We start from the raw sequence: 12,145 nt of genomic DNA, 5'->3' as shown, positions 1-12,145 counted from the left end.
TTGGTACGGGCGGCATCCGGTGATCTCCGTACCTTCATGCGTGGCCGCTGTGCGGCATCCTGACTTGCGGCTGCCGGTGCGAAGGACCGAATCCAGGGAACCCCTCGCGCGCTGAAGGCGGGGGCATCGAGCGGATCACGTCCTGGCTGACCGGCTACGGCAGACTCGACCACCGCTACGAATGCCACTCCCGCAACTACCTCGCCGTCCTTGGACCCGCCTTCACCCTTTGCCGCTACAAACGACGTTTCCTGCAACTCACAACACATGACACCTGCTGGGGAGGAGACGGTGCATCAGAGATCCGTAAGTGGCGTATGGAATACGTCAGCGCTGCTTCTCCTCCGTACGCGGGCCGACGCAAGATCAGTCCCGGCCTCGGAACCGGGGCCGAGTGAATACCCGGATGCGGCGGAAACCGCTGCCGGGGAAGGGAGTGGTCATGTCGTATTCCCAGGCCGTAGAGCCGTTGAAGCGTGCGGAGATCTCCAAGCGTGCCGCGCTGAGCGTGGCGGCGCTCGCCGTTGCCGGAGGGGCGTTCTTCGTGCCGTCCGTCGGGCATGCCGCGGAGTCCCCGACCTCGGACCAGAAGATCGAGGCCGGGTGCGGGGACTGCTACCCCGACGTCATCTGATCGGCTGACCGACGCGCACGCGGGTGCGCGCAAGCGCGTCCGGGACCCGCCGGTGCTCACACCGGCGGGTCCCCTTGGAGAGGGACGGAACGATGGACTGGCTGGAACGGTGCGTACCGAACGTGGAGCAGCTCCTGGGTACGTATTGGCGGAAGGAACCGGTGCTCCTGCGGCCGCAGGACCCGCCGCTGGAGGTGCTGACACTCTCGGACGTGGACGCGCTCCTCGACGCGGGGCTGCTGCGCGTTCCGTATGTCGGCCTGTACACCGCGCAGGGGAGCATCGCCGACGAGCGTTTCTGTCCGATGCGCGTCATCACCGGGAACCCTGTCCAGGGGTACGTTGACGCGGCGGCGGTCCGACGACTGATCGATGAAGAACGGGCGACCCTGCAGTTCCGTTACGTCGACCAGTGGCATCCCCCGGTGCGGGAACTCACGAGGGGCGTTGCCGAGCGGCTCGGCCGGCTCGTCGAGGCGTTCTTCTTCCTGAGCCGGCCCGGCCGCCGGGGTCCGGTGCATCGGGACGACGGAGACCTGCTGGCGATCCAGCTCAGCGGTGCCAAGCACTGGCAGGTGTACGCGGGTCCGGCCGACGGCGACTGGGCGCCGGTCCGCGAGGAGAATCCGGGGGCGCCGCTGCTGGACACGGTCCTTGAGGCCGGTGAAGTGTTGTATGTGCCGAGAGGTTTCGCGCACACCGCCACAGCGGTGGGCGACGCCTCGTCGGCTCATCTGACAGTGGTGGTGAGAGAAGCCGGCGCGGAGCATCTGCGCACCGCTCTGCTGACGGGGATCGTCGACGGCCTGACTCTGCCGGGCCGTCCGCTGGACGACGACGCCCTGCTGCGCACCGCGGCCGAACTCCTGGACCATCTCAGCGCACGGCTCGACGCGGTCACCCCGGACGATGTCATCGGCCGGGCAAGACCGCGTGCGTACAGCAACCGTCAGACCGTCTGATCAAGCCGACGGCATGGAACATGGAGAGGCAACGATGGGCCCGCTTGCAAGATATGTGGGCGACGAGCAGGTGTTCCATCGCACCCTGTGGCGCCGCACACCCGCCGTACTACATCCCCGCACCCCCCTGACGGAGGCGCTGACGGTCGCCGAGCTGGACAGGATCCTGGACGCAGGTCTCCTCACCACCCCGTACGCGACGCTTGTGCACGAGGACGGTCCGGTACCGGAGGAGCGTTACTGTTCCCCCCGTGTCGTCCTGGGCGGGATCGACAACCGCTACGTGGATGCCGGGGCGGTGCGCCGATTGATCGGCGAGGAGGGAGCCACGCTCCTTCTGCGGTACGTCGACCAGTGGCACGCAGGCGTGCGGGAACTGGCCGATGGGCTCGCGGAGTGTTTTCAACGTCAGGTGGAGGCGTTCTTCTTCCTCACCCCGCCGGGGACGCAGGGCCGTCCTGTGCACCGCGACGACGCCGACGTGCTGGCCGTTCAGATACACGGCTCGAAGCGGTGGCGGGTGTATCCAGGACCGCCCGACGGGAACTGGCAGCCCGAGCGCGTGGACGGCGACCCGGGGGATCCGCTGCTCGACGTGGTTCTGCGTCAGGGCGAAGTCCTCTACGTGCCGCGGGGGTTCGCGCATGAGGCCGAAGCCACCGGGGGAAGCTCGTCCGCTCACCTCTCGTTCACGGTCCGCGAGGCCGGCTCCGCCCACTTGTACGCCGTTCTCGAAGCACTCCTGCTGAACGGCGACGGACTGCCCGCCAGGCCCAACGACGACGCAGCGTTGACCGGAGCCACGAACGACCTCATCGCGCATTTTCGCCGCACGCTCACCGGCCTCATGCCAGAAGAGCTGGTACATCTGGCCCGGGGTGCAATGCGTCGCGAACAGCACACCGCCGAGGGTTCCTTGAGCGCGCTGCTGGGCTGATCCGGTTGTGAGGGCGAGGTGGGAGGGGATGTGGAGGCGTTGGCCCGGGGCCTGCTGCGAGGCCGGTTCATCCGCAGGCCGGAGGCGTCCGCGGCCGACAGTGTGATGGTGATCAGGAAGTCGGTGGCAGCGAAGCCGAGCAGTGTCAGGACGAAGAGCTTGCCCTTCCAGAACGAGAGCAGCCGCTCCAGCATCGCGATCGAGCCCTCGCCGTGCGGGCTCTTTTCGGCCACCCGTCGGTAGACCGGCAGTGCCCCCGCCAGCGTGACGATCACGAGCACGATGGTGGTCACGGGGGACAGCAGTCCGGCTGCGAGGGCGGCGATGCCCGGCTGATGGCCCAGCGTGGAGAAGTAGTCGACGCCGGTCAGGCACATCACCCGCCACCACCGCTGCCCCTTGCCCGCGGGCTCGGGCTTGGCGTGCGGCCCCTGCTGGTGTCCGGCGATGTCGGACAGGCTCTCCAGCATTCATGCGCGCAGGCGACCCGGAGGCTCATGGGAAGGGGTGGCCATCGTTGTGCTCCTGACGTGCGGCGAAGCGAACGGTGCAGGCCATCGGCGAGACGGCTGCCTCAGCGTACGCACGCAATGATCCGCGACCGAGGGCTTCCCGTACCGGGCGAAGACGTGTCCCCGCCCGCACACTGCGTTCGACCTCCGCAGTGTGCGAACGCCCCGGTGAGGCCAGAGGGAATGCCCTGGACCGGGCTCGGGGGAGGCGCGGGCATCCGTACCGGAGCCGCTGACGACGATCCGTACAGGTGTTGCGGGCCCGGCGCGGACAACAGCCGGACATCTCCGCCACCATTGCCGGGGTCGTCGAGTGGAACGGCCTCGACGGGCGCACCATGGAAGGGCGCGAACGTGACATGGGGGTGACCTGGGCAGGAGTCCACCGGTGGCACGTGGACGGTTGCGGATCTACCTCGGGGCCGCCCCCGGGGTCGGGAAGACGTACGCCATGCTCGCCGAGGGTCAGCGGCTGCGCGCACGGGGTGCGGATGTGGTCGTCGGCTTCGTCGAGCCGCATGGCCGTCGGCCGACCGCGGCCATGGCCGACGGCCTGGAGACGGTGGCCCGCCGTACGCTGAGCCACCGCGGTGCGCTCTTCACCGAGATGGATCTCGACGCGGTCCTGGCCCGCCGCCCCCAGATCGCACTGGTCGACGAGCTGGCCCACTCCAACGTTCCGGGAGTCCGCAACGCCAAGCGGTGGCAGGACGTGGAGGAGCTCCTGGACGTCGGCATCGATGTTGTCACCACGCTCAATGTCCAGCACCTGGAGTCCCTCAACGACGTGGTGCGGCAGATCACGGGCGTCACGCAGCGGGAGACCCTGCCCGACGAGGTGGCCCGCCGGGCCGACCAGATCGAACTGGTCGACCTGCCACCGGAGGCGCTCCGCCGCCGCATGGTCCATGGCGACATCTATGCGCCGGACCGGATCGAGTCCGCCCTCACTCACTACTTCCGGGTCGGCAACCTCACCGCACTGCGCGAGATCGCCTTGCTGTGGCTGGCCGACCGGGTGGAGGAAGGGCTGCAGCGCTACCGCGCGGAACACGGCATCATCGCCCCCTGGGAGACCCGGGAACGCATCCTGGTGTCCCTGAGCGGCGGACCCGAGGGCGAGACGCTGATCCGCCGTGCCGCGCGGATCAGCGCCCGTACCCCCGGAACGGAGTTGCTGGCCCTCCACGTGGTCCTGGAGGACGGACTCACCGACGTCGACCCGGCAGTACTGGACGCCCAGCGCACCCTTCTGGAGTCACTCGGCGGCAGCTACCACCAGACCACGGGCGAGGACGTCGTCCATGCCCTGCTCCAGTTCGCCGAGGCGGAGAACGTCACTCAGATCGTGCTGGGCGCGAGCCGGCACGGTCGCCTCGCCTCCCTCCTGAGAGCAGGTGTGGGAGAGCGGACGATCAAGGGGTCCGGCCCCATCGACGTGCACATCGTCACCCACAGGGAGGCAGCAGGGGCCGCCGTGCTGAGGCTTCCGCATCCGAGCCGCGGCACGGGCCCAAGACGGTACTGGGCTGCGCTGGCCGGCGCCGTGGTGCTGCTGCCTGTACTGACACTCCTGCTGACCGCGGTGCGCGCCCACCTTGACTTCTCGGGCGACCTCGTCGTCTATCTGCTTGCCGTCGTCGTGGTCGCCCTGGTCGGAGGGCTCTACCCCGCGCTCCTCGCGGCCATTGCCGCCGCCCTGCTCGCCGACTACTACTTCATCGCCCCGGTGCACTCGCTGGCCATCGAGCGCCCTGACGCGATTACCGCACTCGTCGTGTTCATTGCCACGGCCGCTCTCGTCGGCACGGCAGCGGGAACGGCTGCTCGGCGCACGCACCAGGCCGTACGTGCGACATCCGAGGCGAGGGCGCTGAGCCGCCTGGCCGCCGCCATGATGCGTGGCCAGGATCTGACGGAATTGGTGGAGCAGATCCGGGAGAATTTCGGTCTCAGTGCGATCAGCCTGCTCGAAAGGGATCCGGAAGCATCTCCCGCGCCCCGTTGGTACGTGGTCGCCAGCGCAGGGGAGCGGCCACCGGAAAAACCCTATGAGGCGGATGCGGAAAGCCCCGTCGACGACAACCTCACGCTGGCCGTGCGTGGGTCAGGGCTGAGTACGGAGGACCAACGCGTCCTCGCTGCATGCGCCGCCGAACTGGGGCTGGCACATGCCCGAGGGCGGATCGCCGGATGTTCCGACGGCACGGACATCCTTGCCGACGCCGAACGGACCCGGGCATCCCTGCTTCTCGCGGCGGGGCGCGATCTGCGTGCTCCGCTGCATACGGCCGAAGAAGCGCTCGTGCGCCTGCGGAGCCGACGCTCCGGCGAGACTGTCTCGGAGGAGGCACAGTTGTTGGACTCTGCACGCGCGGCGGTGCACCGTGCGGCGCAGCTGGTCACTGATCTCGACGATGTGAGCCGTCTGCATGCCGGGGCACTCGATCTCTACCTCCGCCCGGTCGACCTCAACGAGATGCTGGCCGCCGCCTTGGACGACCTGGGGCCCGGCGGCCACTCGATCACCCTGCGCCTGCCGGAACAGCTGCCCGACGTGATCGCCGACGCCGCTCTCCTCACCCGTGCCCTGACCGCCCTCGGGGCCGATGCATTGCGTCACAGCCCGTCGGACCGGCCCCCCGTCATCACCGCCGAGGTACAGATCGGCCGCGTGAGGATTCGGGTGGAGGACGGCACGCCCGACCGGGGCCCGGAACTGAGCCCCGAGGCCTTTCGGGCTCCGGGCCCCAGGGCCGACAGCCTGGCTGTGCGGCTGTCGCGCGACTTGGCCGAGGCCATGGACGGGACCCTGGAGACGGCCGCGGAGAGCCGCGGCTTCTCGGTGATGCTCACTCTTCCGGGTTCCGCGCCCGGCGGCTCCACGACATCCGGCCGCAACGAGTGAATCCACGCACTCCACGGTCATCCCATCGGCGCACAGGGCTGCAAAGCAATTCCGACGCCAACTGATATACCGTCAGAACGGTATGGATCTCGTTTTCCGGATCAACTCCATATGCCGGCCGGGAGGGCCCGGAATTCACGTCCCTCATGACTCTGCGGGGTGCTTCGCGCATGTCGGACATCGCGTACATCGGCCTCACGGTAGTCGTGTTCGCCCTTCTCGGCCTGGCCGCCAAGGGGGTCGGGCGCCTGTGAGCGTGGAAGACATCGTCGGCCTGGCCGTTGCCGCGTGCCTCGTGATCTACCTGGTCATCTGCCTGATCTTCCCCGAGAAGTTCTAGGAGAAATCCCGGATGGACGACACCCTCGCGGGCTGGCTCCAGGTACTTGCCCTGGTGGTTGCGCTAGGTCTTTCATTCCGCCCGCTGGGCGGCTACATGGCCCGCGTCCTGACTGCTGATCACCATTGGCGGGCCGAACGCTTCATCTACCGGGCAGGCGGAGTGAACGGCGACGCCGACCAGAAGTGGTCGGTCTACCTGCGGAGCATCCTGGCCTTCTCGGCCGTGTCGGTGCTGTTCCTGTACGCGTTTCTGCGCCTGCAGAACCATCTCCTGCTGTCCCTGGGAATGAAGCCGGTTTCCACGGACCAGTCGTTCAACACCGCGGCATCCTTCGTCACCAATACCAACTGGCAGTCGTATTCCGGTGAGTCGGCGATGGGGCACCTGGTCCAGATGGCGGGCCTCACGGTGCAGAACTTCGTATCCGCGGCCGTGGGTATCGCCGTCGTCGCCACACTGATCCGGGGCTTCAACCGGAAGAAGACCGATCGCGTCGGAAATTTCTGGGTGGACCTGACACGGATCGTGCTTCGCGTTCTGCTGCCGCTGGCTTTCGTCTTCGCGATCGTTCTGGTGGCTGCCGGTGCCGTTCAGAATTTCCACGGAATCCATGACATCACCACCATCGCGGGCGGGCACCAGGGCCTGCCCGGAGGCCCCGTCGCCTCCCAGGAGTCCATCAAGGAACTGGGCACCAACGGCGGTGGTTTCTACAACGCGAACTCCGCGCACCCCTTCGAGAATCCCAACGCCTTCACCAACCTGATCGAGATCTACCTCATGCTGGTCATCGCGTTCTCGCTCCCGCGGACATTCGGGACGATGGTCGGCGACAACCGCCAGGGATACGCCGTCGTCGCCGTGATGGCACTGATCTGGGGCGCGTCGGTCGCCATCGTCACCGCCAACGAGCTGCACAGCGTCAGCAGCACCGCCGGTCACGCGGCCGGCGGAATGATGGAGGGCAAGGAGACGCGGTTCGGGATCTGGGCCTCGGCCCTGTTCGCCGTGTCGACCACCCTCACGTCGTGCGGAGCGGTCAACTCCTCCCACGACTCGTACACGCCGGGCGGCGGCGGAATGACGATCTTCAACATGATGCTGGGGGAGATCGCGCCCGGCGGCGCCGGATCCGGGCTCTACGGAATCCTGATCCTGGCGATCGTCGCGGTCTTCGTCGCCGGTCTGATGGTCGGCCGGACACCCGAGTACCTGGGCAAGAAGCTCCGGGGCCGGGAGATGAAGTTCGCCTCGCTCTACATCCTGACCACGCCCGTGGTCGCGCTGGTGGGCGCGGGGCTGGCGATGGCGCTCCCGGGTGAGCGGGCGGCCATGCTCAATTCCGGTCCGCACGGCTTCTCCGAGGTCCTGTACGCCTTCGCGTCGGCCGCGAACAACAACGGCTCGGCGTTCGCAGGGCTGAGCGCGAACACCGTCTGGTACAACACCACACTCGGTGTGGTCATGCTCGTCGGCAGGTTCCTGCCGATGGTGTTCGTCCTGGCGCTCGCCGGCTCTCTCGCAGAACAACAACCCGTTCCGGTCACCGCGGGCACCCTGCCCACCCACCGGCCGCAGTTCGTCGGGCTGTTGACCGCAGTGATCCTCATCGTTGTCGGGCTGACCTACTTTCCCGCGCTCGCGCTCGGCCCCCTCGCGGAAGGCCTGCACTGATGACCACGACCGCCACTCCCGCTCCCACCCCGCCGGGCGCCGGACGCCAGCAGCACCGGGTCTCGGGCGGACTGCTCGATCCCAGGCAGCTCCTGACATCCTTCCCCGACGCCCTGCGCAAGCTGGATCCGCGAGTGATGGTCCACAACCCCGTCATGTTCGTGGTGGAGGTCGGGGCGGCGCTGACCACGCTTTCGGCCATCAAGGAGCCCAGTGTCTTCGCCTGGGTGATCACGGGGTGGCTCTGGCTGACATCCGTCTTCGCCAACCTCGCCGAAGCAGTGGCCGAGGGACGAGGAAAGGCCCAGGCGGAGACGCTCCGCCGGGCCAGGACGACGACCATGGCCCGTCGTCTCACCGGCTGGCAGCCGGGCGCGGCCGACGCCGCGGAGCAGGAAGTTCCGGGCGTCGCTCTCCGTCTGGGCGATCATGTCGTCGTCGAGGCCGGGCAGACCATCCCCGGCGACGGAGACGTGGTCGAGGGCATCGCCAGCGTCGACGAATCGGCCATCACGGGAGAGTCGGCGCCGGTGATCCGCGAGTCCGGTGGCGACCGGTCGGCCGTCACGGGCGGTACCAAAGTGCTCTCGGACCGGATCGTCGTGAAGATCACCTCGAAGCCGGGGGAGACCTTCATCGACCGGATGATCGCACTCGTGGAGGGGGCCGCACGGCAGAAGACACCGAACGAGATCGCGCTCGACATCCTGCTGGCATCCCTCACGATCATCTTCCTGATCGCGGTGGCGACCCTGCAGCCCTTCGCCATCTTCGCCGGGGCGGAGCAGACCATCGTCGTCCTTGTCTCCCTCGTGGTGGCCCTCATCCCCACGACGATCGGTGCGCTGCTCTCGGCGATCGGCATCGCGGGCATGGACCGGCTCGTGCAGCGCAACGTGCTGGCGATGTCCGGGCGCGCGGTGGAGGCCGCGGGCGACGTCAACACCCTCCTGCTCGACAAGACCGGCACCATCACCCTCGGCAACCGTCAGGCCGCCGAGTTCCTTCCGGTGAACGGGGTGAGCACCGAGGAACTCGCGGACGCCTCCCAGCTGTCGTCGATCGCCGACGAGACCCCCGAGGGCCGCTCGATCGTCGTCCTCGCCAAGCAGCAGTACGCCCTACGAGGCCGTGGCGAGGGAGAACTGGCCCAGGCACGGTTCGTACCCTTCACCGCCCAGAGCCGGATGAGCGGTGTCGACCTCAACGACCCTCAGGCGAACCTGTCTCTGCGCAAGGGAGCGGCGACGGCCGTGATGCGCTGGGTCCGTGACAACGGCGGCCACCCCACGGCAGAGGTCGGCGGCATCGTCGACGGCATCTCCGCGAGCGGAGGCACCCCGCTGGTCGTCGGCGAAGTGACCCGGCACGGCGATGAACGCGGCGCCCGGGTCCTGGGCGTCATCCACCTCAAGGACGTGGTCAAGGAGGGCATGCGGGAGCGGTTCGACGAGCTGCGCCGGATGGGTATCCGTACGGTCATGATCACCGGCGACAACCCGCTGACCGCGAAGGCCATCGCCGATGAGGCAGGAGTGGACGACTTCCTCGCCGAGGCCACGCCCGAGGACAAGATGGCCCTCATCAAGCGGGAGCAGGCGGGCGGCAAGCTCGTCGCGATGACCGGCGACGGCACGAACGACGCCCCGGCGCTCGCCCAGGCGGATGTCGGCGTGGCCATGAACACCGGCACCTCGGCCGCCAAGGAGGCCGGGAACATGGTGGACCTGGACTCCAACCCCACGAAGCTGATCGAGATCGTCGAGATCGGCAAGCAGCTGCTCATCACGCGTGGTGCGCTGACGACGTTCTCGATCGCCAACGACGTCGCGAAGTACTTCGCGATCATCCCCGCGATGTTCGCCGTGGTCCATCCCGGCCTGGACAAGCTCAACATCATGCGACTGCACAGCCCGACCTCGGCGATCGCCTCGGCGATCGTCTTCAACGCACTGATCATCATCGCCCTGATTCCGCTGGCACTGCGGGGCGTGCGCTACCGGCCGTCCTCCGCAGCGACACTGCTCAGCCGCAACATCTGGATGTACGGGCTCGGCGGGCTGGTACTGCCCTTCGTGGGCATCAAGCTGCTCGACCTCCTCATCCAGTTCATCCCCGGCCTGCGCTGACAGACGGCCCGACGAGAGAAGAAGGCGATCCCAGGGTGCGCACCCACCTTCCCCCGGCACTCCGGCACCATCTGACCGCCCTGCGGATACTGCTGGCCTTCACCGTGATCACCGGCATCGCCTATCCGCTGCTCGTCGCCGGCATCTCCCAGGCCGCGCTCTCCCACCAGGCCAACGGCTCCCTGCTGAAGACGAACGGCACGCCGGTGGCCTCCAGCCTGATCGGCCAGAACTTCTCCCTGCCCAAGAAGAATCCCCAGGACGAGACAGAGACACTGCGCCCCGACCCCAAGTGGTTCCAGCCCCGCCCGTCCGCCGGCGGCTACGATCCCACGGCCTCCGGTGCTTCCAATCTGGGCCCGAACAACACCGACCTGATCAGGACCGTCAGGGAACGCCGCGCCGCCGTCGCCGCCTTCGACGGCGCCCGTCCCGAGTCCGTCCCGGTGGACGCCGTCACCGCCAGCGGCTCGGGACTCGACCCGGCGATCTCCCCGGCGTACGCCTACGAACAGGTGAACCGCGTCGCGAAGGCCCGCCACCTGGCGCCCAACAAGGTCCGGAAACTGGTCGCCCGACACGTCCAGGGTCGTGTTCTCGGTTTTCTGGGTCAGGAACGCGTCAATGTCGTCGAGCTCAACCACGATCTGACCAGGCTGGCGTGACCAGAATGTGGGGGTGCCGATGTGAGGGCGGCCGAGGCGAGGGGCGTGACGTGGACGTGGGAGCCATGGCCGTACTTGCGGGGATCACCGCGTTCGGCGGGATGCTCGCCGTCCTCGCGGGGGCCTATGGCCTGCACCAGGCACGGCGGGTGAGAGAGACCGGCGTGCGTGTCCAGGCGCTGGTCAAGCGACGCCCGGGAGCGGCTCATGAGGAGTCGGCCCCACCGCAGCCGCTCCTCCAGTTCGTGACGGAGGACGACAGGGTGATGGAAGTCGTCTCTCCCGTTCCCGCCACCCGGCGGCACCCGCTCAATCATGGTGACAACGTGCTTGTCTCCTACGATCCGGCCGACCCGCGGAACGTCGTGGTCCACGGCTGGGACCGCTCGGGCCTTGAACGCGCCTTCATCGCCGGGGGTGTCCTCTTCGTGCTGCTCTCGGTCGCACTGCTTCTCGTCGCGATCGCGAGTCGGTGACGGCCCGCGGGGCTGCGCGCCGTCAGGCGTGGGCGCGACCGGTCGCGTCGAGCTCTGCCCCGACCTGGTTGGCCAGGGTCACGGCGACCAGGCGCGCGGCGAGCGGGGGCGCCGCTCCGGGCCTGGGCTGCAGCATGAACCGGCCGTAGAAGTGTCCGTTGTGGAAGACCCGCAGTTCCAGCTCCTCGCGGGGCAGGCCGTCGCGGTCCGCATCCCAGCACCGGTCGCCCCAGGCGATGGTGCCGTCCTCCTCCAGGCGAGGCGGGCGTCCTATGAGGGTGCCGTATTCGAAGCGGCAGCCGCTCAGCCCGAGCAGCCCCACGAGCTGCCGGCCCACATGGTCGATCACGGTGTGCGGGTCGGTGCTCGTCTCGGCCAGCCGGGCAGCGTGGTGGATCTGCGCCAGATAGTCGTCGTCGGTGAGGGCGATCACCTTCAGTTCCCGGGACCGGGCCGCCAGCTGGGAGATGACGATGCCGACGACGAGGAACAGCACGGCAGTGATGACGTCGGCGGGGTCGGCGATGGTGAATTGTCCGTAGGGGCGGGTGATGAAGAAGTCGAACCACACTGCTGCGGACAGGGCTGTGAGCGCACCGGCCAGGCGATTTCCCAGGGCGGCCACGGCAACCACGGCGACGACGAGTACCAGGACCGTGTTGGTGTCGGACATGTCGGCCCGGAAGGGCACCAGCACCGCGCACACGGCCGGCGGCAGCGCGAGGGCGGCCCCGACCGCCACCTGGCCTCTGGTGAGGTACTTGAGCATGAGCCCCACCTCCACCTCAGGTGTAACCGGGACGGACGCTCCCGTGTCCGATTTCCGTCCGGCTTTGATGCGGCCTTGATGACGCGGGTGCTGGTGGACGCCCCGATCGGACTGGACCAGCCCTGAGCCTTTCGCG

10 protein-coding genes and 1 pseudogene are annotated in these 12,145 nt (G+C 68.3%); 9 read left to right on the top strand and 2 right to left on the bottom strand.

Annotated features, from left to right (window positions below; translation table 11 throughout):
* Nucleotides 1-442 precede the first annotated feature (442 nt).
* From OG842_RS04340 to OG842_RS04330, 3 genes are all read left to right on the top strand, one after another.
* Nucleotides 443-634 (top strand): hypothetical protein, encoded by a 192-nt coding sequence (locus OG842_RS04340; protein ID WP_266727587.1) that lies wholly within the window; start codon nucleotides 443-445, stop codon nucleotides 632-634.
* 92 nt (nucleotides 635-726) lie between these two features.
* A complete protein-coding gene (locus OG842_RS04335) occupies nucleotides 727-1,596 on the top strand; it encodes a JmjC domain-containing protein (RefSeq protein WP_266727585.1) in 870 nt (289 codons plus the stop codon).
* A 34-nt stretch (nucleotides 1,597-1,630) separates the two neighbouring features.
* Nucleotides 1,631-2,533, top strand: a complete 903-nt coding sequence (locus OG842_RS04330) for a JmjC domain-containing protein (RefSeq protein WP_266727583.1) — start codon at nucleotides 1,631-1,633, stop codon at nucleotides 2,531-2,533.
* 59 nt (nucleotides 2,534-2,592) lie between these two features.
* On the opposite strand, the pseudogene OG842_RS04325 reads toward OG842_RS04330, so the two are convergent.
* Nucleotides 2,593-3,003 (bottom strand): annotated as a pseudogene (locus tag OG842_RS04325) (amino acid transporter); the annotation flags it as partial.
* Between the two features lie 430 nt (nucleotides 3,004-3,433).
* Between OG842_RS04325 and OG842_RS04320 the strand changes: the two are divergent.
* The 6 genes from OG842_RS04320 to OG842_RS04295 all read left to right on the top strand — a co-directional run bounded on the left by OG842_RS04320 (nucleotide 3,434) and on the right by OG842_RS04295 (nucleotide 11,240).
* The gene (locus tag OG842_RS04320; RefSeq protein WP_266727581.1) at nucleotides 3,434-5,953 is read left to right on the top strand and encodes a DUF4118 domain-containing protein; all 2,520 of its coding nucleotides are present in this window, start codon (nucleotides 3,434-3,436) and stop codon (nucleotides 5,951-5,953) included.
* A 250-nt stretch (nucleotides 5,954-6,203) separates the two neighbouring features.
* Nucleotides 6,204-6,293 carry a K(+)-transporting ATPase subunit F gene (gene kdpF / locus OG842_RS04315; protein ID WP_266727580.1) on the top strand — a complete coding sequence of 30 codons (90 nt, stop codon included), beginning with the start codon at nucleotides 6,204-6,206 and terminating at the stop codon, nucleotides 6,291-6,293.
* 12 nt (nucleotides 6,294-6,305) lie between these two features.
* Complete coding sequence (kdpA, locus tag OG842_RS04310; RefSeq protein WP_266727579.1) at nucleotides 6,306-7,970, top strand: potassium-transporting ATPase subunit KdpA; 1,665 nt, start codon at nucleotides 6,306-6,308, stop codon at nucleotides 7,968-7,970.
* On the top strand, nucleotides 7,970-10,099 hold the full coding sequence (gene kdpB, locus OG842_RS04305; RefSeq protein WP_266727578.1) for a potassium-transporting ATPase subunit KdpB: 2,130 nt from the start codon (nucleotides 7,970-7,972) through the stop codon (nucleotides 10,097-10,099). Before kdpA ends, kdpB begins: the two co-directional genes overlap by 1 nt.
* A 35-nt stretch (nucleotides 10,100-10,134) precedes the next feature.
* Nucleotides 10,135-10,764, top strand: coding sequence for a potassium-transporting ATPase subunit KdpC (kdpC, locus tag OG842_RS04300; protein ID WP_266727576.1), 630 nt, complete (start codon nucleotides 10,135-10,137; stop codon nucleotides 10,762-10,764).
* A 50-nt stretch (nucleotides 10,765-10,814) separates the two neighbouring features.
* Complete coding sequence (locus tag OG842_RS04295) at nucleotides 10,815-11,240, top strand: DUF3592 domain-containing protein (RefSeq protein WP_266727574.1); 426 nt, start codon at nucleotides 10,815-10,817, stop codon at nucleotides 11,238-11,240.
* A gap of 22 nt (nucleotides 11,241-11,262) precedes the next feature.
* Here the strand turns inward: OG842_RS04295 and OG842_RS04290 are convergent, their stop codons facing one another.
* Nucleotides 11,263-12,009 (bottom strand): DUF4118 domain-containing protein, encoded by a 747-nt coding sequence (locus OG842_RS04290; protein ID WP_266727572.1) that lies wholly within the window; start codon nucleotides 12,007-12,009, stop codon nucleotides 11,263-11,265.
* Between the last annotated feature and the right edge of the window lie 136 nt (nucleotides 12,010-12,145).

The sequence above is a fragment of the Streptomyces sp. NBC_00376 genome (genome assembly GCF_036077095.1).
Lineage (GTDB): Bacteria > Actinomycetota > Actinomycetes > Streptomycetales > Streptomycetaceae > Streptomyces.
The sequence above is the reverse complement of the archived record's forward strand: the minus strand, read 5'-3'. Positions and strand labels throughout refer to the sequence as shown.

Excerpts from the sequence above, each read along its gene's own strand:
- kdpA (WP_266727579.1), top strand. The coding sequence starts at position 6,306 with ATGGACGACACCCTCGCGGGCTGGCTCCAGGTACTTGCCCTGGTGGTT.
- OG842_RS04330 (WP_266727583.1), top strand. The coding sequence starts at position 1,631 with ATGGGCCCGCTTGCAAGATATGTGGGCGACGAGCAGGTGTTCCATCGC.
- OG842_RS04340 (WP_266727587.1), top strand. The coding sequence starts at position 443 with ATGTCGTATTCCCAGGCCGTAGAGCCGTTGAAGCGTGCGGAGATCTCC.
- OG842_RS04290 (WP_266727572.1), bottom strand. The coding sequence starts at position 12,009 with ATGCTCAAGTACCTCACCAGAGGCCAGGTGGCGGTCGGGGCCGCCCTC.
- OG842_RS04335 (WP_266727585.1), top strand. The coding sequence starts at position 727 with ATGGACTGGCTGGAACGGTGCGTACCGAACGTGGAGCAGCTCCTGGGT.
- kdpB (WP_266727578.1), top strand. The coding sequence starts at position 7,970 with ATGACCACGACCGCCACTCCCGCTCCCACCCCGCCGGGCGCCGGACGC.